The sequence below is a fragment of the Bradyrhizobium sp. Pa8 genome (genome assembly GCF_052588265.1).
Window position 1 is genome coordinate 4,007,962 of the sequence record NZ_CP176767.1, and the last position, 25,877, is coordinate 4,033,838.

The window sequence follows — 25,877 nt, forward strand, 5'->3', positions numbered from 1 at the left end:
AGGCGATCTGATGTCCGACTCATTCCAGGATGTATTGGCCGGGCTCGCCGCGATCGTCGGCGACAAGCACGTCATCGCATCCGGAGCCGACCAGGAGCCTTACGTGGTGGACTGGCGCGGGCGCTATCGCGGCCGCGCGGTCGCGGTGGTGAAGCCCGGCTCGACTGCCGAGGTCGCCTCCGTCGTCAAATACTGCGCCGACAGGCGCCTTGCGATCGTCCCGCAAGGCGGCAACACCGGCATGTGCGGAGCCGCGACGCCGGACGATCACGCGGGCAATGTCGTGATCCGGCTCGACCGAATGCGAGCCGTGCGCGACGTCAGTCCGCTCGCCAATACAATCACGGTGGAGGCCGGCTGCATTCTCGCCGAGGTCCAGAATGCGGCCCGCGACGTCGACCGCTATTTTCCCTTGAGCCTGGGTGCCGAGGGTTCTTGCCAGATCGGCGGCAACATCTCGACCAACGCCGGCGGCACGGCAGTGCTGCGCTACGGCCCGACGCGCGATCTCGTGCTCGGGCTCGAAGCCGTGCTGCCCGACGGGCGTATCTTCAACGGCCTGCGCGCGCTGCGCAAGGACAACACGGGTTACGCGCTCAAGCAGCTCTTCATCGGCGCGGAAGGCACGCTCGGCGTCGTCACCGCGGCGGTGCTGAAACTGTTCTCGCCGCCGCGCAGCTCGGCGCTGGCGCTGGTGAAATTGCAGGGTGTCGCGCAGGCACTCGAGATCATGGCGCGCCTGCGCGGTGTGGTCGGCGACCGGCTCGGCAGCCTCGAAATCATGTCGCGCTTGCAGATCGAGGCGATCGCGGAGACCGTGCCGCACGTCACGATCCCGTTCGAGCTGACGACGCCGTGGTACCTGATCGTCGAGCTGACTGACACGCTCGCGGGCGTCGATCTCGACGAGCCGCTCGCCACGGCGCTGGCGGATGCGATGGAGGTCGGCATCGCCGAAGACGTCATCCTGGCCTCCAACCTCGCGCAAGCGAAAGCGATCTGGGCCGTCAGGCACAGCGTGTCCGAAGGCAACAAGCGCAGCGGCTATGTCGTCTCGCACGACAGCGTTGTGCCGCTGGAGCGCCAGGCGGACTTCGTCACCAATGTAGAGGCGCGGATCATGGCCACCGTGCCGCATGCCCGCGTGGTGATGCATGGCCATATCGGCGACGGCAACATCCACGTGATCGCGCTGATCGACCGTGCGCATTGTCGGGAGCCGGCGACGACGGCCGCCCTGGTGGCGCAAATCAATGAGATCGTCGACGACGAGACCGCAGCACAGGGCGGGGCGATCAGTGCCGAGCACGGCATCGGGATCACCAATCGCGTCCGGCTGGCCCGTGTCGCCGATTCGCTCGATATCGAGCTGATGCGCGGCATCAAGCGCTTGCTCGATCCGAACGGCCTGATGAACCCCGGCAAGATCTTTGGCGCAGGAGCAGCATGACGATGACGGTCGTGCGCCTGATTGCCGACGACCTCACCGGTGCCCTCGACACCGCGGCGGAGTTCGTCGGCCTGTGCGGACCGTTCGACGTCACCTGGGCGGATTCGCCAACGATCCCAGGCGCGCAAAGCCTCGCGATCGACAGCGGCACCCGCGAGCGGTCGAAAGCCGACAGCGTCGAGATGGTCGGACGGCTGGTGCCGCAGCTTCAGGGTGGGACGATCGCCTACAAGAAGGTCGACAGCCTGCTCCGCGGTGCCTGGGCGGCCGAGCTCGGCGCCTGCCTGCGCAGCGGTCTTTGGGCGTCATGCGTGGTCGCACCAGCCTTCGACTATCAGGGACGCCGTACCGTCGAGGGCCAGCAATTCGCGCGCACTGTACAGGGTGACTGGCATCGCGTCGGCGACAACCTGCTGGACCAATTGAAACTGGAAGGTATCGAGGCGCGGCAGGGTGGCCCTGACACGCTCGCGCAAGGTGGCGTTCAGGTGTTCGATGCCGAGAGCGACATCGACCTCGATCGCGTCGTCGAAATGGCGCGGCAGATGCCGGGGCCGGTGCTGTGGTGCGGAAGCGGCGGGCTGGCCGGCGCGCTCGCCCGCGGCCATCGCGCCGATGCGCCGAGTCGGCTGAAGCGGCCGGTGCTTGGGCTGTTCGGTTCCGACCAGGCCGCCACTGCCTCCCAGCTCGCAGCATGTGGCGAAGCCACCATCGCGTTGGCCGAAGGTGAGCGGGGCGCAGGCGTTCAACGCAAGCTGGCTGGCGACGGCGTGGCGCTAGTGAAATTCGCGCTCGCGGATGGCCTTTCGCGCGCCGAGGCCGCCCAGCGGATCGCGCGCGAGCTGACAACGCTGATTGCAGTGCTCAATCCGCCCGGAACCCTGATCGTTGCTGGCGGCGAGACCTTGAAGGCCGTATGCGTTGCGCTCGGCGCGCATGCGCTCCAGGTGACGGGGCGTATCGTGCCGGGGCTACCGCGCTCGGTTCTGCAAGGCGGCCGCTGGGCCGGCGTCGATGTCATCTCGAAATCCGGCGCGTTCGGCACCAGCGAGCTGTGGCGCGATCTGCTCCGGGACAATCATTTGCTCAATATGGGGAGCCCGACATGATCTCTCGTCATCTTGCCATCACCATGGGCGATCCGGCCGGGATCGGCCCGGAGATCATCGTCAAGGCCTGCGTCGGGCTGAAGGACCGGATCGCGAAAGGCGATCTGCGCATCCTGATCATCGGCAGCGGCGCCGCGCTCGATGGCGCCAAGGCCACGCTCGGCACTGCCGTTGCGATTCCGGAGGTAAGTGCCGACGATGCTGACTGGCCGAACCTCTGCTTCCTCCAGGCCGATGTCGAGGGCACCCCGATCAAGCCCGGCGTCTTGAGCGCCGACGGTGGCCGCTTTGCCTACAAGGCGATCGAGCAGGGCGTGCGGCTGACGCAGGCCGGGCGGACCTCCGCGATTGTCACTGCGCCGCTCAACAAGGAGGCACTCAACAAGGCCGGCTATCACTTCCCTGGACATACCGAGATGCTGGCGCACCTCACCGGCGTGCGCGGCTCGGTGATGCTGCTTGCGCACGGCAACATGCGCGTCAGCCATGTCTCGACCCATGTGGCACTGGAAGACGTGCCGAAGCGCCTGACGCCCGAGCGGCTCCGCATGGTGATCGATCTCACCAACGAGGCCTTGCTGCGGCTCGGTATCGCCAAGCCGAAGATTGCGATCGCCGCGCTCAATCCGCATGCCGGCGAGGGCGGTCTGTTCGGCCGGCAGGATATCGACGTTTCGGCACCGACGATTGCCAAGGCCGTCGCCGATGGCCTCGACGTCGTCGGCCCGGTGCCCGGTGACACCATCTTCGTCAAGCTGCGCGCCGGCCAGTACGATGCTGCGGTCGCGATGTACCACGACCAGGGGCACATCCCGGTCAAACTGCTGGGCTTCCAGGTCGATCCCGCGACCGGCCGCTGGCAGGAGCTCTCCGGCGTCAACATCACGCTGGGCCTGCCGATCATCCGCACCTCCGTCGATCACGGCACCGCCTTCGACATTGCCGGCAAGGGCATTGCCAACGAGCACAGCCTGATCGAGGCCATCGACTATGCCGAGCGGCTCTCCGCCGGCGCCTCCGCCTCCAAGCCATGAGATCTAGCGCACGATGACCAACGCCTACACGCCCATCGAAATCCAACGTCCCGCCATCCTGGAATTCGGCAACGGCACCATCACGGCTGCTGCGCGCTTCGCCGAGCGGATCGGCGCCAGGCGGCCACTGGTGATCTCTGATGCGTTCAACGCGCGCCGCGTCGACGCGCTGGCGCTGCCGGGCGCAGTGAAAGTGTTCGGCGACGTGAAGCCCGAGCCGGACCTGCCCAATCTCGAGAAGGCCGTCGCGATGGCACGCGACGTCAAGCCTGATCTCGTGGTCGGCTTCGGCGGCGGCAGCGCGATGGATCTTGCCAAGCTGGTTGCGGTGCTCTGCACCAGCGACGTGGCCTTTGCCGATATCGTTGGGCCGGAAAAAGTCGCCGGCCGCAGCGTGCCATTGATGCAAATCCCGACCACGTCGGGTACCGGCAGCGAGGCTGGCGCCCGCGCGCTCGTCACCGATCCCGTCAGCCAGAACAAGCAGGCGGTGCAGAGCCGCTTCATGCTGGCCGATATCGCCATCGTCGACCCCGATCTCACCATGACCGTGCCGAAGGAGGTCACTGCGGCCACCGGCGTCGATGCGCTGGCGCATTGCGTCGAGGCCTACACCAGCCGAAAGGCGCATCCGATGATCGACCTTTATGCGCTCGAGGGTGCGCGGCTGGTCGGGCAATATCTCAAGCGGGCGGTCGCCGACGGCGGCGATCGCGAGGCGCGCGCAGGTCTCTCCCTGGCCTCGCTCTATGGCGGCTATTGCCTCGGGCCCGTGAACACCACTGCCGGGCATGCCGTCGCTTATCCGCTGGGCACGCGCCATCATGTCGCGCATGGGCTCGCCTGTGCCCTGATCTTCCCGCATACGCTGGCCTTCAACATGCCGGCAGTCGAGGCGAAGACGGTCGCGGTGCTGGCGGCGCTCGGCCTGCCGGCGCAGAACGATGCGAAGCTCGCATTCGACGCCACTTACGATTTCTGCAAGAACCTCGGCATCGAGATGCGGCTGTCGGCGCTCGGTGTGCCCAAGGGCGATCTCGGCGTCATGGCCGACGAGGCGCACGCCATTCGCCGCCTGCTCGACAATAATCCGCGAGACCTCGGCCGGGATGCGATCCTGAACATGTACGAGGTCGCGTTCTAGTCACCTCCGCCGCGCGCGGCACCCAAACAACAAAACAGTAACAGTAGAGGAAACTTCGATGAGATCGATGTGGCTTGGTCTTGTGTCAGCCGTGTTGCTGGCGACGTCGCCGGCAAAGGCGCAGGACGGCTATCCGTCCAAGCAGGTGACGGTGATCGTGCCCTTCGCCGCCGGCGGGACCGCCGACATCTTCGCGCGCATGGTGTCGAACCATCTGCAAGTGAAGCTGGGCAAGCCGTTCGTGGTCGAGAATGTCGGCGGCGCCGGCTCCATCCTCGGCGTGACGCGGTTGGCGAAATCGGCGCCTGACGGCATCACGCTCGGTCTTGCCAGCACCTCCGCGCTCGCGATCAACCCCACGCTCTACGGGCCGAAGCTCAGCTACCAGCCGGACAGGGACCTGGTGCCGGTCGCCCAGATCAGCGTCGTCCCGAACGTGCTCGTGGTGAATCCGAACAAGATCAAGGCGCGTACCGTGCCGGAGCTGATCGCCTATCTGAAGGCGAACCCGGACAAGGTCTCGTTCGGCTCGGCCGGCGTCGGCACCTCGCAGCATCTTGCCGCCGAACTGTTTCAACAGATGACCGGCACCAAGATGGTACATGTGCCCTACAAGGGCTCCAGCCAGATGCTGACGGATCTGTTGAGCGGCCAGATCGATCTTGCCTTCGACAACGTGCCGCTGCTGCTGCCGCAGGTGAAGACCGGCCAGCTCGCGATGCTCGCCACTGCAACGCCCAAGCGCGCCGCCTTCGATCCGGAAGTCCCGGCCGTCGCCGAATTCCTGCCGGGCTTCGAGGCCGTGGCCTGGCACGGCTTCTTCGTTCCCGCGGCCACGCCGAAGCCCATCGTCGAAAAGCTGTCAGGCGAGATCCGCGCCTTTATGCAGCAGCCGGAGACGGTGCAGAAGATGGCCGAGCTCGGCGCGGCCGCGGTCGCGGTGGACTCCGAACCTTTCAAGGCCTACATCGCCTCCGAGACCGAGCGGTGGAAGAAGGTGATCGAGGCGGCGAATATCAAGCTGGAGTAGGCGACGGTCGCTTCCCTGGAAGTAACGGATGGGTCGCTGTCGGTTCGGCTTCCTCACGAGCCTCCGCTGAGCGCGGGGCTCGCCCCTCATTCGAAGAATTCGCCAACCCAGTTGTGCCTGACGGCCTCGACGTGCCAGCCCATTGCGCGTTGCGCGTTCGGCAGGGGATCCGGCACGTCGCTGCGGACGTAGCTGTCGAGGCCTCGCGTACGGTGCGCGTGGCGTCCTTCGCTCCGCAGGCGAAACCTGCCCTGTGACTCGAAAATCCGGCTGTAGCCGTCGGTCGGGAAGAATGTTCCTGCGATCGGAAAATGGGTCGGCTGCTGCCGAAGCATCAGGAACGTGATGTCCTCCGCGGTTTCGGACTTGAAAGCCCGGCGGGAGGGGGAGGCGGTGATCGGGTGGTTTGGGGGCCTGATATCTGTCCGTCACGTTGCGCCGATTTGATAGGCGAAAGGTCGGCGCCGCAGGTCGGGACGAGGGGCGGACAATTCGCAGCTTGGCAAAGGAGAGATATGTCATGACTGTCCTGCTGAGAAACACCTTCAAGGCCTGGATCGACCGGCCGCCGGGCGCGCCGCCCAAGCTGGTCATGGTCGGCGACGTGAGGGTACCGACCGATGGCTGGCAGGCTCGGCTGACCAGGCGCTCGCCGCAGGGGATCAATCCGAAGATCCTGATTCTCGACGTGAACACCCAGCAACCGGGCGGCGAAGCGCAGGAAGCGATCACCACGATCCCGCTCCGCTACGAGGAGAGCCCGCCGCAGGACGAATACGGCCAGGTGATGATCGCGAACGGCAAGGCTGAGATCGTGGTCCGCGTCTGCGGCTCGAACTAGCTGAGGCGCTGATGAAGCCGCAGACGGGGGATTTTCGGCCGCGGGCATCAGCGAACTGGATCAGGCGATGCCTGCGCTGGCGGGTCTTGGTCACCGGCGCAGTCGCGCCGCCGGTTCACAGGCCCTTGCACCGCAGCGCTTGCCAGCCCAAGGCCGAGCGGGTAGAACCCTGCCACGCCTGAGCCGTGATTTGCGCCGAACGCGCTTCCGGCCGCAGCTGAACAAATCAGTAAGCCATTGAATTTGTTTGGCTATTCCGGTGGGGAATGGTGTAACGGTAGCACAACAGACTCTGACTCTGTTTGTCTTGGTTCGAATCCAGGTTCCCCAGCCAGTTCCGGGCGATTTATCGAGATCTTAACTTGCTCTGAATCAGGCCCCGGCGACGAGCCTGATGTGCCGTCGGCGGTCCGCGCCTTTCGTCGGTACGGCCTCGGCACATTGGCCGGACTCATAGCGCCCGCGATGCGTTGCGCGGCGATGCAAGGCGAAATGATTAGCGGCGCTTCTTCCGGCCTGTCTTGGCGGCGCGCTTTTTCGGCGCCCGTCGCTGGCCGCGACCTGCATCTGCCGCGCCCCATGGAATTTTCGCGCTGACGCGCGTCTTGGCGCCGACGAGATTGGGCGTCTGGTTGTATTTGAGGCGACGGAGTTTGGCCGTGACGAGCTCGCTCAGCTCCTGGAACGAAGGATTGGCGCCGCGGTCTCGTTGTTCGCGCAGCACCTTCGCCATGCAGAACGTGTAGGCGCCATACGACGTGACGCCGTCACGATATTCATAGGACAGCTCCTGCTCCTGGCAGGCCTCGAGGAGAATCGGCAGATAAGGACCGTGATGCCCGAGCTCGGCCCGCGTCTTGTTGTATTCCTTGTCGGGCTGGGTGCGGAGCGCCATGCTGCGCCCGAGCCGTTGCGTGGCGCCGTTGTCGCCGAGATAGTCGGCGCCGTTCTTGCGGCACCCACATGCCTTCGCTTGCCTCCCACCGCAGCGCCCGGTGGCGGATATCGTCGGGCGGCGTCAGGCCGCGGATGCGCGGACCGCCGTCACGTGTCATGCCGCCGGAATGGCAGCAGTCGAGCATGGCGACGAAATAACAGTCGTACGGAAGCTGTGAGTAGAGCTGGCTGAACTGGCGGTCGAGAATCGCGTGCTCGGGCGTCCAGTCGAAATCATAGGGGACCAGGCACTCGTCGACGCTATCCGGTGCACCGCTCGGGCTGTATCTGGGAATCTGGGCGCCATGGCCCGAGTAGAACAGCATACGCTCGTCGCCGTCGCGGACGCCCTCGAGCAGCCAGTGAAGCCTTTCCATGATGCCCTGCGCCGTCGCCCGCTCATTGAGCACGACGCGTATTTCGTCCGCCTTGAAGCCGCTTTCCTGCAGCACCGAGCTCATGAGGAATACGTCGTTGACGCATCCTTCGAGCCTGTCCGCGGGTTTGGGATAGTCGTTGATGCCGATCAGCATGGCGCGGCGGGTCGGCCGGGTGTCAATGCGGGCAATCCCCCGCGCGGCGCTGACGATGGAGCGTGACGCCGGCACCGGGACCACGTCGTGCCAGACGGTGGCGACGGTCTCGGGGCGCGACAGGTACCAGGTCGCGTTGTGATTCAGGAGATCGTTGGGGACATCGAACGGTGTCAGCACCTGCTGAAAATTGTCTGCGGCGATCTCGAGCGGATAGGTGAGAACGCGATCTTCCCGGTTGAACAGATGGTACCATTTCCGGCAGGGAAGGTCCTGAATGCGGCCTGCGAAGATGTCGCGCACGGCGGGATTGCCGATCTGCGAGCCGAACGTGACGAAGACCTTGTCACTGATCGCAGCGGGGTTGCGCACGAAGGTGTCGTAGCAGATCAGCGAGCCGAGACTGTGAGCCAGGACAACGTCGTAGTTGCCGCTTTTCAGCTTGTCGAGGACTGCGCTGCGCAGCGCCCTCTGCAACTGCTCATCCACCGACCACTGGGCGACCATGCCCGCGGTCCATCTGATCAGGGTTGGTACGTCATCGAGGCTGCGTGTGCCCGCGAGCAGATCACCGATCCCGTGGACGGTCGCGCTCGCCAGCAGTTTCGCCAGCGCGATGCCGTAGGTGACGAGGTTGGGCGGGCTCTTGTCGAACAGGTCGTCATACGAGAGGAAGTCGATGGCCGGGTTGAGGCTCTGATCGACGGACTGGACGGCGCGTATGATCGCCTCGGACCATGACTTTCGAAACTCGGTGTCGATCTCGGCGTGACCGACGCCGTGGACGCAAAGCAATGACAGGCGGGTGCTCATGAAAGCTGCCTTCTGCTCAACTGCAATCTGAAGTAGCCGATGTGCGAGCGCAAACGTCCGGGATGATGTCACGGCGCCGCGAGCTTCAAATGTGAAGTAGCGCACGAAATCCTCGCGACAGTTTGCCTCACCTTGCGGGTGCGATGACGTGTCGGATCGCCGTGCGCCGCTTCGTCCTTGGGGCAGGCAACCCAAAGGAGATCCCGTGATGCCCTATGTCGATGGTTTCGTGCTGGCCGTGCCGAAGGACAAGATCGAGGCCTACAAGGCGCTGGCGCGAAAGGCCTGCGCGGTGTGGATGGAACACGGCGCGCACGATTACGTCGAGTGCATCGGTGACGACGTGCCCTATGGCGAGTTGACCTCGTTTCCGCGCGCGGTGATCGCGAAGGAGGACGAGGTCGTGGTGTTCTCCTGGATCGTCTACCGTGATCGGGAGACCCGCGATGCCGTCAACAAGAAGGTGATGGCCGATGAGCGGCTCAAGGGCGCCGACATGCCCTTCGACGGCAAGCGCATGATCTATGGCGGCTTCACGACGCTGCTGCGGGCGAGCGACGTCGTTGGCTGACGGCGTTTCGCGGGGTGGGTTGGGCCTCACCCACCGCCTCTGCGTTCGCGGAAACACACGGGGGTAGGTTACGCCAGCGGACCGCGCTTGGCGCAGTCGCAGCGTTAACCCACCCCTGCAGATCGCAATGACGTCCACCGTTCGGGTTACCGCGTTCGCGCCGGGCGACGCCGGATTTGAACGCCGCCCGCGCCGGCGCGTTCGCTACCTCCCATGCAGCATTGCGCAAGTCCGTTTCACCTTGCCGGTGTCCGGCTGGCATGCCATCCTAGATTGGCCAGGCACAAATAAACGGAAGCGGGCGCTTAGCCTGCAGCTTCCAAAATAGCGTGGTCGGGGAAACCCTTTGGGAGGTCTGATTTGATGAATTTCAAACACGTCACCGGGCTGTTTTGCGCAGCCGCGATGTTCCTTGCGCTGGGCTCCGGCGCGCAAGCCCAGGACAAGGTCGTCAAGATCGGCGTCATCATGCCGATGTCCGGCGGCACCGCCTCGATCGGTGCGCACGCCAAGGCGGCGCTCGAAGTCGCCATGGACATCATCAACAACGCCCATCCTGAGCTTGGCAATCTGCCGCTGGCGAAGAACGCCGGCCTTGCCGGCCTCGGCGGAGCCAAGATCGAGGCTGTGTTCGCCGACAACCAGGGCAACCCGGCGACGGGCCAGAATCAGGCGCTGCGCCTGATCACGGAAGAGAAGGTGGCGGCCGTGTTCGGCTCCTACCAGTCCGGCGTCACGCTGACTTCGAGCGCCATCGCCGAGAAATACGGCGTTCCCTTCCTGAACTCGGAATCGGTCGCCGCCAATCTCACCGAGCGCGGCTTCAAATGGTTCTTCCGCACCACGCCGATCGCGACCGATTTCGCCAAGATCTATGTCGACTTCCTCGCCGACATCAAGGCGCAGGGTGCCAAGACCGACAGCGTCGCGGTGGTCCATGACAACACCGAATACGGCACCTCGGTCGCCAACACGATCGCCGGCGCCTTCAAGGAAAAGGGCCAGCCGATCGCGCTCGACGTCGCCTATCCCGTCAATGCGACCGACTTGCAGGGCCAGGTGCTGCAGCTCAAGGACAAGAAGCCCGACGTCGTCATCATGATCAGTTACACGTCGGATGCGATCCTGTTCGCCAAGACCATGCAGTCGCTCGACTACAAGCCGCCCGTGCTGCTGGCCGACGATGCTGGCTACTCCGATCCGTCCTTCACCAAGGCGGTCGGCAAGATCTCGCAAGGCGTCTTCAACCGCTCGTCCTGGGTCGTGGGACCGCCGGGCTCGGCGTCCGCCATCATCGCCGACATGTACAAGAAGAAGAGCGGCGAGGAGATGGACGACACGGTCGCTCGGCAGATGCAGGGCTTCTTCGTGCTGGCCGATGCCATCGACCGCGCCGGCTCGACCGACCCAGCAAAGATCCAGGCCGCGCTGAAGGCGACGGACCTGAAGCCCGAGCAGCTCATGATCGGCTACAAGGGCGTGAAGTTCGACGACAAGGGCCAGAATGTCCTCGCGTCCGGCGCCATCATCCAGCTTCAGGATGGCGAGAACTATGTCTCGGTGTGGCCGAAGGCCAATGCCGAGAAAGCGCCGATGCTGCCCTACAAGGGCTGGTGAGATTGACGGCGGGACCGCGCGTCCCGCCTTTCCTCAAATGATCTGATCAGAGCAACGCAGCTCATGTCCTTTGTTCTCGTGCAGGTGATTGCCGGCGGGCTTCTGCTCGGTGCCGTCTACGCCCTGTTTTCCTCTGGCCTCACGCTGGTGTGGGGCATGATGAACATCGTCAATTTCGCGCATGGCGACTTCGTCATGCTCGGCATGTACGTCGCCTATGTCGTCTACACGCTGATGGGGGGAGGGCCCATCCTCGGCGCGCCGCTGGCGACACTGGTGCTCGCGACCGTCGGGGTCGTGGTCTATTTCGCCCTGATCCGCGACATCATGAAGGGGCCGATGCTGGCGCAGATCCTCGGCACGTTCGGGCTCGCGCTGCTGCTGCGCTATTCCGTGTTCTGGTGGTTCGGCGCCAACTTCCTGTCGATGCCGTCGAATATCGTCGGCGGCACCTATGCGTTTGCGGGCCTGCGCATCGAAGCCTCGCGGCTGCTTGCCGGTGTCGTCGCGCTGCTGGTGACATTCGGCCTCCACCTGCTCCTGACGCGCACATCGCTTGGTTCAAAAATGCTGGCGGTGGCGGAGGATCAGACCGCGGCTCAGCTCATGGGCATCAGGCCCGATACCATGCAGGCGATCGCCTGGGCCATCGCGGCCGGCGCCACCGGCCTTGCCGGCGCGCTGATCGCGAACTTCTTCTACATCGTGCCGACGGTCGGCGAGACGCTCGGCATCGTCGCCTTTGTCACGGTGTCCCTCGGCGGCTTCGGCAGCGTGCCCGGCGCGCTCGTTGCGGGCCTGTTGATCGGCGTGATCGAGTCGCTCTCCGGCTATCTGATCGGTGCGGTCTACAAGGACATCGTCGTCTATGTCCTGTTCCTGTTCTTCCTCTGGTTCCGGCCGCAAGGCCTGATGGGCAAGCTCTGATGAGAAAGCTGCAATGCGGCGCTTGATCTGGCTCTCGATCGTCGCAGCACTGGCAATTGCCTATCCGTTGCTGCTGTCCTCGCCGTTCCAGCAGCGCTTGGGCGCACTGGTGCTGCTCTATGCCATCGCCGCGTCGGCCTGGAACATCGTCGGCGGCTATGCCGGCCAGGTCTCGGTCGGCCATGTCGTGTTCTTCGGCTGCGGCGCCTATGCCGCGATGGGGTCTTACGCAAAGTTCGGGCTGTCGCCGCTGTTCGGTATCCCCGGCGGCATCGTGCTGGCGGTGGGCTTGGCCGCAATCATCGGTGTACCGACGCTGCGGCTGTCCGGCCACTATTTCAGCATGGCGACGATCGCGGTCGCTGAGACCATGCGGCTGATCGTCACCAACACCGAGTGGCTCGGGGCGGCCGTGGGTCTTTCCGGTCCAACGGTCCCGCGCAACATCTTCGATCTCTCGTTCCTGTCGTCGCTGCCGTACTACTACCTCTTTCTGGTCGTCCTCGTGATCACGCTGTTCATCACCTGGTGGATGACCAACAGCCGCATGGGATTCTATCTGCGCGCGATCAAGGATTCCGAGCGCGCTGCGCGGTCGCTCGGCGCGCCCGCGAGCCGGACCAAGCTCTACGCCTACATGCTGAGCGCGGCGCTGACGAGTGTCGCCGGCGCGCTCTATGCGATGATGTTCGGCTTCGTCGATCCCGAGTCCGGGCTCGGCATCCTGATCTCGGTCAAAATCCTGATCATGGCGGCACTGGGCGGGGCAGGGCTGCTGTTTGGTCCGCTGGTGGGAGCTGCGATCCTCGTACCATTGGAGGAGATCTCCAACAGCTGGCTTGGCGGCAAGGGGGCCGGGCTCACCTTCGTGCTGTATGGCGCGATCATCGTGCTGATCGCGCGTTTCCAGCCGGGTGGCCTGCTCAGCCTGTTCGTGGGACGCAGGAAGACCGGTGCTGACAAGGGAGCCGGCCATGCTCCTTGAAGCGCGCGGGATCACAAAAGCGTTCGGCAGCTTCAAGGCGGTGGACGATGCCTCCGTGACCTTGGAGCAGGGCGACATTCTCGGCCTGATCGGCCCGAACGGCGCGGGCAAATCCACCTTCTTCAATTGCCTCACCGGCGATCTCAAGACCACGTCGGGCCGTGTGCTGTTCGAGGGGACCGACATTACCGACTTCGCGCCGGAGCAGCGCGCGGGGCTCGGGCTTGCGCGTACCTTCCAGGTGCCGCAGACCTTTGAAGGCATGACGGTGCTCGAGAACGTCATGATCGGTGCCTTCCTGCGCACCTCGCATCGCCACGAGGCCGAGACCAGGGCGCGCGCGGTGCTGGAGCGCGTCGGCATGAGCAGGCTTGCGGATGCTCCGGCGCGCTCGCTGGGCACGCCCGGCCGCAAGCGGCTGGAGATCGCCCGCGCACTGGCGACCGAGCCCAAGGTGCTGCTGCTCGACGAGGCCATGGCCGGCCTCAACGCCCATGAGGTGAGGCTCGCCATCGATCTCGTCCGCGACATCCACCGTTCCGGCATCACGCTCGTCATCGTCGAGCACATCATGGAAGTGATCATGTCGCTCGCGAGCCGCGTGATGGTGTTTCACCAGGGCAAGGAGATCGCCCGCGGCTCGCCGCGCGAGGTCACCTCGAACCCGGCGGTGATCGAAGCCTATCTCGGCAAACGCGCGGCGAAGGCCGCGGCCGGCCATACGCCGGTCGAGCTGATGGGCGGACAGGATCTATGAGCGGCGCGCTTCTTCGGATCGAGCACCTCGAGGTGCGCTATGGCGACCTCATCGGTGTCTCCGACGTCTCGCTGGAGGTGCCGGAGGGCAGCGTCGTTGCGCTGCTCGGCTCCAATGGCGGCGGCAAGACCACGACGCTGAACGCAATCGCGGGTCTCATTCCCGTGCATTCCGGATCGATCAGCTTTCGCGGTGAGGACATCGCCGGCCAGAAGGCCTTTGCGATCGTGCGCAAGGGGCTTGCGCTGTCGCCGGAAGGCTGGCGGCTGTTCGTGCAGCAGAGCGTCGAGAACAACCTCATGCTCGGCGCGACGCCGTTGCACGACAAGTCGCGCCAGGCCAATTTGCTTGAGCGCGTCTACGAGATCTTTCCGCGCCTGAAGGAACGCCGCAACCAGCGCGCCGGCACCATGTCCGGCGGCGAGCGGCAGATGCTCGCGGTCGGCCGCGCGCTGATGAGCGATCCGAAGCTATTGATGCTGGACGAACCGTCGCTCGGCCTCGCGCCGGCGGTGGTCGAATCCATGTACGAGACCTTCGGCCGCCTGCATCGCGAGGGCCTGACCATCCTGCTCGCCGAGCAGTCGATCGAGCTGGCGCTGGAGGTCTCGGACTTCGCGACCGTGCTGCAGGTCGGCAAGAGCGTGCTGTCCGGCACGGCCGCAGCACTCGCACAGGACCCGCAGGTGCAGAAGGCCTATCTCGGCGTCGACTGATTGATCTCCGCCTGGAGCAACAGCAACAGGCAACCGGCCAGCCGCGTCTCCATCTCCTTCGACCGAAGGGATAGCGGCCTGGGATCGTTGAGGATCGCGTTCACCAGCGTGCCCAGTATGACCTGAAAGCCGAAGGCGATGGTGCGGGTCTTTGCCGCCCTGCGTCCCTTGCCCATGGCCGGGAGCAGGAGAGGGGTGGCGCGTTCGGTCGTTGCCTTCGCGAGGGCCTTGAACGGCGTCCATTTGTCCGGGCGCGTGTCGTCGTGCTGAAGCGCGGCGCGCAGCACGCCCTCGTGGTTGCGCATCCAGGCGATGATGCCGCTGACGATGATGTGGCAGAGCTTGTCGAGGTCCGTATCCGGTGACGGTCGCCGGATTTCGCCGAGCCGTTGCTCGCCGTCGCGCGCAGCCAGCGCCATCAATGCGTTGAAATAGGCCTCCTTGCTCTCGAAGCGGCTATAGAAGGCGCCGACGGTGGCGCCGACCTCGGTGCAGAGCGCCTCGATCGACAGCTCGGCAAGGCTGCGCGTGCGCAGCATGTCGGCGCCGGTGCGCAGCAGCGCCAGGGTTGTCTCGCGGCTGCGCTTCTGCCGCGACGGGGCAACGCCCGGAAGGTCGAAATCGGGGTCGTCCGAGCTTGGCCGCATCCGCGCTTGCATCCGGCAAAAATCATAATCATAATTCGGATTATAATTTAAGCGTGGGCGGGGCCGCGGGTCAACCGTGCAGTTCGCGCAGCCAGCAGGGAGGAGCAGATGAGCGCAGGCAGCGGCACGCCGTTCCGCGGCACCGTCGGCAAGACGGTCGCGGAGTCGAACCCCTGGTGGCCGGAGGCGCCAAGGCCGCCGGAAGGCGCGCCGAACATCCTGGTCGTGCTGTTCGATGACGTCGGCTTCTCCGATTTCGGCTGCTATGGCTCGACAATCAGGACGCCGACCATCGACAGGCTCGCCGCGGAGGGGTTGCGCTACTCCGGATTCCACACCACGGCGATGTGCTCGACGACGCGCGCCGCGCTGCTGACAGGACGCAATCATCACTCGGTCGGCGTCGGCTGCCTTGCCAATTTCGACTCCGGCTATCCCGGCTATCGCGGCAAGATCGCACGCGAGGCGGGGACGCTGGCCGAGATGCTGCGCATACATGGCTACCGCAACTACATGATCGGCAAATGGCATGTCACGCCGCTGACCGAGAGCGGCGCCGCCGGTCCGTTCGACGGCTGGCCTCTGGGACGCGGTTTTGACCGCTTCTACGGCTTCCTCGATGCCGAGACCGACCAGTACGCGCCAGAGCTCGTCTCCGACAACACGCATATTGATCCTCCCGGCACCTACGCCGACGGCTATCACCTGACCGAGGACCTGATCGACCAGTCGATCCGATTCATCGGCGACCATGTCGCCGATCGTCCTGACGTTCCCTGGCTCACCTGGGTCGCACTTGGCGCCTGCCACGCGCCGCATCAGGCCCCGGCCGACATCATCAGAAGTTACGACGCCGAGTTCGCGCACGGCTGGGACGTCGAGCGCGAACGGCGTCTGGCACGCCAGAAGGCGATCGGGCTGGTGCCTGAGGGAACGCGGATGCCGGCACGCAACGACGGCGTCAAGGCCTGGGAGGCGCACTCGGCCGACGAGCGCCGCGTCTTCACCCGCCTGCAGGCGGCTTTCGCCGGCATGCTCGATCATTCCGATCGGCATCTTGCACGGCTTGTCTCGTTCCTGGAAACGGCCGGCATTCGCGACAACACCGTGATCATCGTGATGTCCGACAACGGCGCGAGCCAGGAGGGCGGGCCGCTCGGCTTCGTCAACGCGATGGGGCCGTTCAACTTCAAGCCGGAGCCGATTGCGGAGAAGCTCGCGCGTCTCGACGATATCGGCGGGCCCGACACCCACAGCAATTTCCCGCATGGCTGGGCGATGGCGTCGAACACGCCGCTGCGGCGCTACAAGCAGAACACCCACGGCGGCGGCATCCGTGATCCCTTCGTCATCAACTGGCCGAAGAAAATCGCAGGCGAAGGCGAGCTGCGGCACCAGTTCGTCCACGCCTGCGACCTCACGCCGACGCTGCTCGAGCTGATCGGCATCGAGGCGCCGAATGAGATCGGTGGCTGCCCACAGATGCCGCTGGAAGGCGAGAGCTTTGCGCGCTCGATCACGGATGCGTCCGCGCCCTCAAAGAGCTCGCCGCAATATTTCGAGATGTTCGGCCATCGCGGCCTCTGGCACGGCGGATGGAAGGTGGTCGCCTTCCATCCCTCGGGGACGCCGTTCGAGAACGACAAATGGGAGCTGTTTCATCTCGACCGGGATTTCTCCGAGACCGACGATCTCGCCGCAAAGGAGCCGGAGCGTCTGGGAGCAATGATCGCGACCTGGTGGGCGGAAGCCGAGATGCACAAGGTGCTGCCGCTCGACGACCGCTTCGGTCCGCGCTTCGCCGAGAACGCCGCGCGCTTCCATGGTTCGCGCCACCATTTCGTCTTCCACGCCGGCATGGGCCACGTGCCGACCGATGTCGCACCGGACGTGCGCAGCCGCAGCTACACGATCGAGGCGCATGTCGAGACCGACGAGGCGGGTGCAAACGGCGTGCTGATCTCGCATGGCGACGCGACGTCAGGCTACAGCCTCTACGTCAGGGATGGCCATCTCGTGCACGACCTCAATATCGGCGGCAGCCACCAGGTCGTTCGGTCGGACCGCAAGGTGCCGTCAGGCGCGCGGCGGCTCGGCGTGCATGTCGAGCGGCTCGTGCGCAAGGAGCCGCCGGCCAAGGGGTCGCGCACCGGCGTCACCGAATACACGCTGCTGATCGACGGCGAGCCGGCGGGGTCGCTCCAGACCCAGCTCGGCTTCCACACGCTGATCTCGTGGTCCGGCCTCGACATCGGCCGCGACCGTGGCAGCCCCGTGTCGCATTACAAGGCGCCGTTCGAATTCGAGGGGCGGCTGCTGCGCGTCACCGTCACCATGCACGACGACCAGAAGCTCGACGGCGATGCCGTCGGCAACGCGCAGATGGCGCGGCAGTAGGGACGGGAGGTTGGGTGGCGAGAACCGGTGTCATGCCCCCGCGCAGGCGGGGCATCCAGTACGCCGCGGCCCATCGATTGAACCATAGCCGTCTCGGAGTACTGGATCGCCCGCCCCAGTGCGCAATTGCGCACAAGGCGGGCGATGACAGTGTGGGCCTTACTTGATCTTGTCGTAGGCCGCCGCGAAATCGCCCAGCGGCATCGGGATCGCGATCGCCTCCTTGGCCATGTTCTGGAAGGAGACCTTCAGCTGCTTGCCCGACCGCAAGGCCGCGAGCAGGTCCGCCGCGATCGGCGTCGAGGCGTAGCAGCCGCGGTTCTCGCAGGTCTGGATCTGGAGGTCGAATGTCTTGCCCTCGTCGACCTGGAGCTTGGCCCCGACGGGCAGGTTGAGGCCGAGCGGCAATTGCAGCAGCGCCACCGGTGTGCGGGTGTCGGGCGCGATGCGGATGTTGATCAGCACGATGGTCTGGCCGGTCTTGGTCAGCACCGCGTTCTGCTCCATCGCGCATTCGAGCGGCGCGTCGCGGCTGACGCTGGTGCAGCGCACGACCCATCCGGCTTGCTGTGCACCGTCAGCCTGCGGCTGCGTCGGAGCTGGCGCGGGCTGTGCGGCCGGTGCAGGGGAAGCGGCGTTCTTTTTGGCGGTCTGCTGGGCAGACGCACCGCCTGTCGACAGCAGAAGGGCGGCGGCGAGGGCGACAAGTCTGGATTGCATGGACATGGCGAAACCGCGTTGGCGTGAACCGAGGGCTTCGCTGTAGCGTCGCGGGAGCCGCGGCGCAAGTTTACTCGGCGGCTTGCTTAACGGTGCCGTGCTCGGCGACCTCGTGGCCGTCGCCGTCACCCGAACGGCCCCAGCCCGAGAACCAGTTGTTGAGCTCGTCGAGATAGAGATAGACCACCGGGGTGGTGAACAGCGTCAGCGCCTGGCTGACGATCAGGCCGCCGACCATGGCGTAGCCGAGCGGCTGGCGGATCTCGGCGCCGGTGCCGTGGCCGAGCATCAGCGGCACGCCGCCGAGCAGCGCGGCCATCGTCGTCATCATGATCGGCCGGAAGCGCAGCAGCGCGGCCTGACGGATCGATTCCGCCGGCGTCTTGTGCTCGTCGCGCTCGGCCGCGATGGCGAAGTCGACCATCATGATGCCGTTCTTCTTCACGATGCCGATCAGGAGGATGATTCCGATCAATGCAATGAGGCTGAAGTCGAAGCCGGCCGCCATCAGGATCAGGAGCGCGCCGACGCCGGCCGAGGGCAGGGTCGACAGAATCGTGATCGGATGGATGTAGCTCTCGTACAAGATGCCGAGGATCAGATAGACCACGACGAGGGCTGCGAGGATCAGCAGCGGCACGGTGCCGAGCGACTGCTGGAACGCCTGCGCGGTGCCCTGGAAGCTCGAATTCAGGGTCGGTGGTGCGCCGAGATCGGCCATCGCCTTCTGCACGGCTTCGGTGGCCTGGCCGAGCGCGACGCCCTGGGCGAGGTTGAAGCTGATCGTGATCGCCGGGAACTGGCCCTGGTGGCTAATCGAGAGCGGGCGGACCGGATCGGTGGACCAGGTCGCAAAGGTCGACAGCGGCACCTGCTCGCCGGTCAGCGGCGATTTCAGGTAGAGCTTGTTCAGGCTGTCGAGACTGCCCTGCATCTCCGGCAGGATCTCGAGGATCACCTTGTAGGTGTTGAGCTGGGTGAAATACTGCGTGACCTGCCGCTGTCCGAAGGCGTCATACAGCGTGTCGTCGATCAGCTGCGGCTGGATGCCGTAGCGCGATGCGGTGTCGCGGTTGATCTTGAGCTGGACCGTGGTGCCCTGCGTCTGCTGGTCGGTCGCGACGTCGCGCAGCTGCGGCAGCGTCTGCATCTTGGCGAGGATCTTCGGCGCCCAGTCGTTGAGCTCGGTGAGATCGGCATCCTGTAGCGTGAATTCAAACTGCGTGCGCGTCGGCCGGCCGCCGAGCCGGACGTCCTGGGCCGCCTGCATGTAGAGGCGGGCGCCGGACACCTTATCGAGCTTGGGGCGGAGCCGGGCAATGATCTCCTGCGCCGACGCGTTGCGCTCGTTGCGCGGCTTCAGCGTGATGAACAAATTGCCGTTGTTGCCGGCGCGGCCGCTGCCGCCGATGTTCATCGCGATCGTGGCGACGTCGGGATCGTCCATCACGATCTTGCCGAGCTCGACCTGGCGCCGCTGCATCTCGGCGAAGGAGATGTCCTGGGACGCTTCCGAGGTCGCGGTGATCAGGCCGACGTCCTGCTGCGGGAAGAAGCCCTTTGGGATCAGGATGAACAGGTAGATCGACAGGCCGAGCGTGGCGAAGAAGATCAGGAGCGTGGTGCGGCGCCAGGCCAGGGCATGATCGAGAACGTACTCGTAGCCGCGCAGCATGCCGTCGAAGGCGCGTTCGCTCCACTGGTAGAACTTGCCGTGGGTCACCTCGCCATGGGCGCGCAGGAAGCGCGAGGCCATCATCGGCGTCAGCGTCAGCGACACGAACATCGAGACGAAGATGGTCATTGCCAGCACGACAGCGAACTCGCGGAACAGGCGTCCGATGATGCCGCCCATCAGCAGCAGCGGGATCAGCACCGCGACCAGCGAGATGCTGATCGAGACGATGGTGAAGCCAATTTCCTTGGAGCCCTTGAAGGCGGCCGCCATGGGCGATTCGCCTTCCTCGATGTAGCGCGTGATGTTCTCGAGCATCACGATGGCGTCGTCGACGACGAATCCGACCGCGATGGTGAGCGCCATCAGCGACAGATTGTCCAGCGAATAGCCAACGACCCACATCAGGGCGCACGCGCCCAATAGCGCCAGCGGAACCGTGATGGTGGGGATGACCGTCGCCCAGAAGCTGCGCAGGAAGACGAAGATGACCATAACCACGAGGGCGATGGTCAGGAGCAGCGTGAACTGGACGTCCTCGACCGCGGCACGGATCGTCGTGGTGCGGTCGCTGATGAGCTCGATCTTGATCGCGGGCGGGATCGCTGCGACGAGGCGAGGCAGGGTCGCCTTGATCCGGTCGACGGTCTCGATGACGTTGGCGCCCGGCTGCTTGAACACCACCAGGAACACGCCGCGCTTGCCGTTGGCCCAGGCCGCCTGCTTGGCGTCCTCGGGCCCGCTGACCGCCTGGCCGATGTCGCGGATTCGCAACGGGCCGCCGTTGCGATAGGCGATGATGACGTCGTTCCAGTCCTTGGACTGGGTGAGCTGGTCGTTGGCGTAGATCGTGTAGGCGCGCTTCGGCCCGTCGATATTGCCCTTGGGGCTGTCGACCGTGGTGATCGCGATCTGGCTGCGCACGTCCTCCAGCGATAGCCCCTTGGCGACGAGTTTCGCCGGGTCGATCTGAATGCGGATGGAGGGCTTCTGCTGGCCGCCGATGAAGACCTGCGCGACGCCCGAGAGCTGGCTGATTTGCTGGGCAAGCTGGGCGTCGACGGCATCGCTGACGGTGGTCAGCGGCAGTGTATCGGATGTCGCCGAGAGCAGCAGGATCGGCGCGTCGGCCGGGTTGACCTTCCGGTAGGTCGGCGGCGAGGGCAGGTTCTTCGGCAGCTGGCCGCTTGCGGCGTTGATGGCGCCCTGCACGTCGTTGGCGGCGCCGTCGATGCTGCGGTTGAGGTCGAACTGGATGGTGATCGAGGCGGTGCCGAGATAACTCGTCGAGGTCATCTGGGCGATGCCGGGGATCTGGGCGAATTGCCGCTCGAGCGGCTGGGCCACCGACGAGGCCATCGTCTCGGGGCTGCCGCCCGGCAAATTGGCCGTGATCTGGATGGTCGGGAAGTCCACCTGCGGCAGCGGCGCGACCGGCAGCAGCGGATAGGCGACGAGACCGACGAAGAGGATGCCGGCCATCAGCAGCGAGGTGCCGATGGGATAACGGATGAAAGGTGCCGAAATCCCGCCCTCGGTCATTCCTGTCGTACCTTGTTCTGGCTCGGATCCGAGCTTGCTACGGCCGTCGAGACGAGGCTTCCGGGCTGGACCTTGAACTGGCCACCGGTGATCACCTGTTGACCCGGGCTCAAGCCTTCGTCGACGACCGAACGGCCGTCGATGGCGTAGCTGACCTTGATCTTGTGCACTTCCGCCTTGTTGTCCTGATTGACGGTATAGGCGTAGAGGCCGTTGGTCGAATGCTGAACCGCGTCATCCGGAACCACGGTCGCGTCCTTCAGGGTGCGTACCAGAAGGCGCGTCGAAACCGACTGCCCCGGCCACAGCGTGTGTTCCTTGTTGTCGAACACCGCCTTGAGCCGAATAGTCCCGCTGGTCGTGTCGACCTGGTTGTTGATGACCGCGAGCTTGCCCTCAGCCAGCGTTTTCTTGCCGTCGGTGGTGAACGCGATCACCTTGAGCGCACCGGCCTTCTGGCCTTCGCTGATATAGGGCAGCTGATCTTCCGGCGCGGTGAAGATCACCGAGATCGGCTCGACCTGCGAGATCGTCACGATTCCCGTCTGCGTGGAGGCGTTGACGATGTTGCCAACGTCGACTAGGCGCAGCCCGGCCACGCCGGTGAATGGCGCCTTGATCTGGGTGTAGTCGAGCTGGGTCTGGGCGTTGGAGATGGCGGCTTCGTCGGCGGCGATCTGGGCGGTCAGCTGCGCGACGGTGGAACGCTGGGTGTCGACCCGCTGCGCAGTCGCGAACTCGCCGAGCTTCATGGCGCGCTGGAGCTCGAGGTTGGCGTTGGCGAGATTCGCCTCGTCCTGCGCCTTCTTGGCCTTGGCCTGGTCGAGCGTGGCTTGATAGGGCCGGGGATCGATCGAGACCAGAAGCTCGTCCTGCTTGACCATCTGGCCTTCGCTGAAGGCGATCTTGTCGATCTGGCCGTCAACCCGGCTCCGGACCTGCACGGTGTTGAAGCCCTGAACCGTGCCGAGACCGGTCAGGTAAACCGGGAAGTCGGACTTCTGGACCGGCGAAACGCTGACGGGGATGGCGGACGGGCGTGGCGGACCCTTTTGAGCCGTCTGGGTTTTTCCGGCCTCGGGCGAGCCGAATTTCTGCCAGCCATAGTAACCCGCGGAAGCCACGGCCGCGATGATAAGAATCCAGAGGATCGGCCGTGTTTTTTTCATGTCGGCTCGTTGGTTCGTACGCTCAAAACTACGAATTGTGGAGCAATCGTAGGGTTCCAGCGCGCTTGTATAATACACGCCAAGTTCCAGTGTAAACAGCACTATCCGTTCGGAATCCTAAACAATTGGAAAGCTTTGCACTGTCTAGGCAGCTCCGTGGCACTACGGTGTGCAGTGCTGCATTTTCCCGACGCGAACGATCCGCGCGCAAATCTTGGGCAATGCCCGGAGCCGCTGTGGGCGGCCTGCGGAGCTGTCCGCAAGGCCGCCCCGGCTGCGCTGCGAAGTGAGCCGGAATCATCCCCCGTGAGAATGGTTCTAATTCGCCTGCACGGCGTTTCGGTTGTCAGGAAATTCGGCATCGGTCATATCGGCCCCGCCACAACGGGAGCGCAGGATGGACGAACTGAACGGCAAGCTGATCGCGTGCCAGATTCTGATCACGGGACTGATCGCACGCGTCGCTAACGAGCAGCGCGATCCCTTGCGATTCCTGACCGACTTTCGCGACGAGATCAAAGCCGTCGTCAACGGCGTCAACATCGCCGGCATGGACAACTCCGATCGCGTGCGCGCCGTCGCGCAGAAAACCGTCGACGAATTGTTCTCGCTGATGAAGCCGCCGAGCAGCGATTGATGCTGTGAGCGAGACCGAGTAGCGCGTGATAATTTTGCGCTCACTTTAGAATGAGTCCAATCTGATTTTAGAACGATTTCAAACTACAGTTTAGAATCGTTTTGATCTGGACTGATTCAAGCGTTCTCGCGGTGTGCTCGCATTGACCCGCTATTTTGCGGCCGATACCAACACCCATCGTTCGTCGAAGTGAATGAGCGAACAAGAAGATGGGGCGTTTGGTAATGGGGCAGGTGGTCGCACCGAAGTCGTTGCGTTCGGTCGTAGCGTTCAATGGGATGGATGAGAAGTCCGCGGGAATTTCCGGCAAGAAGGTCTCGGCCGTCGCGAGCTTGATCGCAGTCGCGTCGGTGTCGAGCGGCGCAGAGGCGCAGCAGTCGAACCTGCCGCCGGTGACGGTCGATGCGCCGGTCCAGCGTCCGCGCCCGGCGGCCTCCAAGCCTTCGCCCGAGCAGGTCCGCGCCCGCAACGCGGTTCGCCGCGCCGCGCAGCGCCAGCAGGCTCAGCAGTCGGCTCCGACGACGCCCTCCGGCCCGGCCGATGCAAATCCCTATGCCGATCCGGCCGCGCCCTACAAGGTCGACCGTGTCCAGGCGTCGGGCAAGTTTCCCGAGCCGCTTCTGAACACGCCCAAGACCATCACCGTGCTCAGCAAGGAGATCCTCGAAGACAAGAACGCGACGACCCTGAGGGAGATCGGGCGCTCGACCGCGGGCGTAACGCTGGGTTCGGGTGAAGGCGGCAACGCGTTCGGCGACCGCTTCTTCATCCGCGGCTTCGATGTGCGCAACGACGTCTTCATCGATGGCATCCGCGATCCCGCGGTCTCCATCCGCGAGAACTTCTTCACCGAGCAGCTCGAGATCCTGCGCGGCCCGGCCTCGTCCTTTGCGGGCCGCGGCACCGCGGGCGGTGCGATCAACATCGTCACCAAGCAGGCGACCGATCGCAACTTCCAGAACGCCGAGACGACGTTCGGCACCGACATGACCAAGCGCGTCACCATCGACGTCAACCAGGTCATCGACCCGACCTTCTCGGTGCGCGTCGGAGGCCTGTTCCAGGACGCCAATGTCGCCGGCCGCAACTACGTGACCGACAATCGCTGGGGCACTTTCATCTCGACCAAGTACACCCCGACCAACGACATCAAGATCACCACGAACTACGTTCACACCGACCTCAGCGGCTATCCTGATTTCGGCGTGCCCTACTACAAGCAAGGCAACGTGCCGGCCACCGAAGCGGGCATTCCGCGCGGCAACTGGTACGGTTTCCTCAATCGCGACTTCCAGACCGCGCGGCAGGATTTCGGTACGTTGACCGGCGAGTACAAGCCGACCGACAACATCACCCTGACCAGCCGGACCCGCATGGAGCAGTCGACGCTGGAATATATCGGCACGTTGCCGCAATCGCCGATCACGACCAATCCCGATCCGACCAAGTGGACGATCACCGCGAGCGCGCAGAGCCGCAACCAGTGGGTCGACGTCATCGCCAACCAGGAAGAGGCCGCGTTCAAGTTCAACACGGGATCGGTCAAGCACACGGCGGTGACCGGGCTCGATGTCGCCAATGAACGCATCGGAATCGGCCGCTACACCGGCCTCTCATCGGAAGCGTTCGGCGCCGGCGCCACCAGCAGTGGCGCTCTGACACTCCAGAACATGTATTCACCGGGCTACACCAACACGCCCGGCCCGTTCAACCCGGTGCTTGGCGGCGATCCGACCCGTTACAACGTCGATAGCGGCGCCGTCTACGTGATGGACACGGCGAACTGGGAAGACACCATCATCGTGAACGGCGGTGTGCGCTGGGACAGCTACAAGCTGAAATCGTCGATTGCGGCGGCTTCGAGCAGCGTCGACTCCGACTTCGTCAACTACAACGTCGGCATCGTCTACAAGCCCGTTCCGATCGGCAGCCTCTATGCGGCCTATGCGACCTCGACCAATCCGTTCGGCTCCGAGCTCGACGCAACCGGCACGGACTACGGCTCGTCTCCGCCGACCGGCACCACGATCCTCGGGCCCGAGCAGAACAAGGGGGCGGAAGTCGGCACCAAATGGGAGCTGTTCGACCGGCACCTGCTGGTGACCGGCGCACTGTTCCAAACGACCAAGGACAATGCCCGTGAGACCGTCGGCACCACGCTGACCTCGGGTGCGGCCTACCGGATCCAGGGTATCGACATTGAGGCCAGCGGCAAGCTGACCGATCGCTGGAGCATCTTCGGCGGCATCGTGCTGATGGACTCGAAGGTCACCAAGAGCAACATCCCCAGCAACGTCGGCCTGCCACTCGCCAACGTCGCGCATCAGTCGTTCAGCCTGCTCACCAAGTACAAATTCGACGGTGACTGGGAGCTCGGCGGCCAGGCGGTGTTCCGCTCCAAGGTCTATGGCGGCACCTTCGGCGCCAACACCGGCACGCTGATCCCGAGCTACTGGCGCTTCGACGCGTTCATCGAGAAGAAGATCGACAAGAACTGGACCATGAAGTTCTACGCCCAGAACCTCACCAACAAGCTCTATTACGACACGCTCTATCGCAGCGCGACGCCGTTCGTGGCGGTCGCGCCGGGCAGGGCGTTCTACATCGTAACATCTGCGAAGTTCTGA

General features: G+C 64.7%; 22 protein-coding genes and 1 tRNA gene. 16 read left to right on the forward strand and 7 right to left on the reverse strand.

What is annotated here, in order from left to right; all coding sequences use genetic code 11:
- The first annotated feature begins 10 nt into the window (after nucleotides 1-10).
- Genes ACKWRH_RS17870 through ACKWRH_RS17890 form a run of 5 tightly spaced genes read left to right on the forward strand, consistent with a single transcriptional unit; the run spans nucleotide 11 to nucleotide 5,767 of the window.
- On the forward strand, nucleotides 11-1,450 hold the full coding sequence (locus ACKWRH_RS17870; RefSeq protein WP_445221652.1) for an FAD-binding oxidoreductase: 1,440 nt from the start codon (nucleotides 11-13) through the stop codon (nucleotides 1,448-1,450).
- A gap of 2 nt (nucleotides 1,451-1,452) precedes the next feature.
- Nucleotides 1,453-2,559, forward strand: coding sequence for a four-carbon acid sugar kinase family protein (locus tag ACKWRH_RS17875; protein ID WP_445222430.1), 1,107 nt, complete (start codon nucleotides 1,453-1,455; stop codon nucleotides 2,557-2,559).
- A complete protein-coding gene (pdxA, locus tag ACKWRH_RS17880) occupies nucleotides 2,556-3,593 on the forward strand; it encodes a 4-hydroxythreonine-4-phosphate dehydrogenase PdxA (protein WP_445221653.1) in 1,038 nt (345 codons plus the stop codon). Before ACKWRH_RS17875 ends, pdxA begins: the two co-directional genes overlap by 4 nt.
- A gap of 13 nt (nucleotides 3,594-3,606) precedes the next feature.
- Nucleotides 3,607-4,737, forward strand: coding sequence for an iron-containing alcohol dehydrogenase (locus ACKWRH_RS17885; RefSeq protein ID WP_445221654.1), 1,131 nt, complete (start codon nucleotides 3,607-3,609; stop codon nucleotides 4,735-4,737).
- 58 nt (nucleotides 4,738-4,795) lie between these two features.
- Nucleotides 4,796-5,767, forward strand: coding sequence for a Bug family tripartite tricarboxylate transporter substrate binding protein (locus tag ACKWRH_RS17890; protein WP_247311894.1), 972 nt, complete (start codon nucleotides 4,796-4,798; stop codon nucleotides 5,765-5,767).
- A gap of 86 nt (nucleotides 5,768-5,853) precedes the next feature.
- On the opposite strand, the gene ACKWRH_RS17895 is transcribed toward ACKWRH_RS17890, so the two are convergent.
- Complete coding sequence (locus tag ACKWRH_RS17895) at nucleotides 5,854-6,102, reverse strand: hypothetical protein (RefSeq protein WP_445221655.1); 249 nt, start codon at nucleotides 6,100-6,102, stop codon at nucleotides 5,854-5,856.
- A 185-nt stretch (nucleotides 6,103-6,287) separates the two neighbouring features.
- Here ACKWRH_RS17895 and ACKWRH_RS17900 point away from each other — a divergent pair, with 185 nt between their 5' ends.
- On the forward strand, nucleotides 6,288-6,608 hold the full coding sequence (locus tag ACKWRH_RS17900) for a hypothetical protein (RefSeq protein ID WP_445221656.1): 321 nt from the start codon (nucleotides 6,288-6,290) through the stop codon (nucleotides 6,606-6,608).
- A gap of 260 nt (nucleotides 6,609-6,868) precedes the next feature.
- Nucleotides 6,869-6,942, forward strand: a tRNA-Gln gene (locus tag ACKWRH_RS17905).
- A gap of 162 nt (nucleotides 6,943-7,104) precedes the next feature.
- Here the strand turns inward: ACKWRH_RS17905 and ACKWRH_RS17910 are convergent.
- Both ACKWRH_RS17910 and ACKWRH_RS17915 read right to left on the reverse strand, forming a co-directional pair.
- The gene (locus tag ACKWRH_RS17910; RefSeq protein WP_445221657.1) at nucleotides 7,105-7,503 is read right to left on the reverse strand and encodes a hypothetical protein; all 399 of its coding nucleotides are present in this window, start codon (nucleotides 7,501-7,503) and stop codon (nucleotides 7,105-7,107) included.
- A complete protein-coding gene (locus tag ACKWRH_RS17915; protein WP_445221658.1) occupies nucleotides 7,385-8,890 on the reverse strand; it encodes a caspase family protein in 1,506 nt (501 codons plus the stop codon). Before ACKWRH_RS17915 ends, ACKWRH_RS17910 begins: the two co-directional genes overlap by 119 nt.
- 208 nt (nucleotides 8,891-9,098) lie before the next feature.
- Between ACKWRH_RS17915 and ACKWRH_RS17920 the strand changes: the two genes are divergently transcribed.
- The 6 genes from ACKWRH_RS17920 (at nucleotide 9,099) to ACKWRH_RS17945 (ending at nucleotide 14,463) form a co-directional block, all read left to right on the forward strand.
- The gene (locus tag ACKWRH_RS17920; protein WP_445221659.1) at nucleotides 9,099-9,461 is read left to right on the forward strand and encodes a DUF1428 domain-containing protein; all 363 of its coding nucleotides are present in this window, start codon (nucleotides 9,099-9,101) and stop codon (nucleotides 9,459-9,461) included.
- Between the two features lie 363 nt (nucleotides 9,462-9,824).
- Complete coding sequence (locus tag ACKWRH_RS17925; RefSeq protein WP_445221660.1) at nucleotides 9,825-11,078, forward strand: ABC transporter substrate-binding protein; 1,254 nt, start codon at nucleotides 9,825-9,827, stop codon at nucleotides 11,076-11,078.
- Nucleotides 11,079-11,141: 63 nt separating this feature from the next.
- Complete coding sequence (locus ACKWRH_RS17930; protein ID WP_028157734.1) at nucleotides 11,142-12,005, forward strand: branched-chain amino acid ABC transporter permease; 864 nt, start codon at nucleotides 11,142-11,144, stop codon at nucleotides 12,003-12,005.
- Nucleotides 12,006-12,018: 13 nt separating this feature from the next.
- Nucleotides 12,019-12,990, forward strand: a complete 972-nt coding sequence (locus ACKWRH_RS17935; RefSeq protein WP_445221661.1) for a branched-chain amino acid ABC transporter permease — start codon at nucleotides 12,019-12,021, stop codon at nucleotides 12,988-12,990.
- A complete protein-coding gene (locus ACKWRH_RS17940; RefSeq protein WP_445221662.1) occupies nucleotides 12,980-13,747 on the forward strand; it encodes an ABC transporter ATP-binding protein in 768 nt (255 codons plus the stop codon). The genes ACKWRH_RS17935 and ACKWRH_RS17940 overlap by 11 nt, the downstream gene beginning before the upstream one ends.
- Entirely contained in the window at nucleotides 13,744-14,463 is a 720-nt protein-coding gene (locus ACKWRH_RS17945; protein WP_014496007.1) for an ABC transporter ATP-binding protein, read from the forward strand. Before ACKWRH_RS17940 ends, ACKWRH_RS17945 begins: the two co-directional genes overlap by 4 nt.
- On the opposite strand, the gene ACKWRH_RS17950 is transcribed toward ACKWRH_RS17945, so the two are convergent.
- Entirely contained in the window at nucleotides 14,445-15,110 is a 666-nt protein-coding gene (locus ACKWRH_RS17950) for a TetR/AcrR family transcriptional regulator (RefSeq protein ID WP_445221663.1), read from the reverse strand. The genes ACKWRH_RS17945 and ACKWRH_RS17950 overlap by 19 nt on opposite strands.
- A gap of 108 nt (nucleotides 15,111-15,218) precedes the next feature.
- Here ACKWRH_RS17950 and ACKWRH_RS17955 point away from each other — a divergent pair, with 108 nt between their 5' ends.
- Nucleotides 15,219-17,507 (forward strand): arylsulfatase, encoded by a 2,289-nt coding sequence (locus tag ACKWRH_RS17955; RefSeq protein ID WP_445221664.1) that lies wholly within the window; start codon nucleotides 15,219-15,221, stop codon nucleotides 17,505-17,507.
- Between the two features lie 159 nt (nucleotides 17,508-17,666).
- Here the strand turns inward: ACKWRH_RS17955 and ACKWRH_RS17960 are convergent, their stop codons facing one another.
- The 3 genes from ACKWRH_RS17960 to ACKWRH_RS17970 all read right to left on the reverse strand — a co-directional run bounded on the left by ACKWRH_RS17960 (nucleotide 17,667) and on the right by ACKWRH_RS17970 (nucleotide 22,613).
- The gene (locus ACKWRH_RS17960; RefSeq protein WP_445221665.1) at nucleotides 17,667-18,233 is read right to left on the reverse strand and encodes an invasion associated locus B family protein; all 567 of its coding nucleotides are present in this window, start codon (nucleotides 18,231-18,233) and stop codon (nucleotides 17,667-17,669) included.
- Nucleotides 18,234-18,297: 64 nt separating this feature from the next.
- Entirely contained in the window at nucleotides 18,298-21,444 is a 3,147-nt protein-coding gene (locus tag ACKWRH_RS17965) for a multidrug efflux RND transporter permease subunit (protein WP_445221666.1), read from the reverse strand.
- The gene (locus tag ACKWRH_RS17970) at nucleotides 21,441-22,613 is read right to left on the reverse strand and encodes an efflux RND transporter periplasmic adaptor subunit (RefSeq protein ID WP_445221667.1); all 1,173 of its coding nucleotides are present in this window, start codon (nucleotides 22,611-22,613) and stop codon (nucleotides 21,441-21,443) included. Before ACKWRH_RS17970 ends, ACKWRH_RS17965 begins: the two co-directional genes overlap by 4 nt.
- Before the next feature lie 397 nt (nucleotides 22,614-23,010).
- Here ACKWRH_RS17970 and ACKWRH_RS17975 point away from each other — a divergent pair, with 397 nt between their 5' ends.
- Nucleotides 23,011-23,250 carry a hypothetical protein gene (locus tag ACKWRH_RS17975; RefSeq protein WP_028146580.1) on the forward strand — a complete coding sequence of 80 codons (240 nt, stop codon included), beginning with the start codon at nucleotides 23,011-23,013 and terminating at the stop codon, nucleotides 23,248-23,250.
- A 224-nt stretch (nucleotides 23,251-23,474) separates the two neighbouring features.
- The gene (locus tag ACKWRH_RS17980) at nucleotides 23,475-25,877 is read left to right on the forward strand and encodes a TonB-dependent receptor (RefSeq protein ID WP_445222431.1); all 2,403 of its coding nucleotides are present in this window, start codon (nucleotides 23,475-23,477) and stop codon (nucleotides 25,875-25,877) included.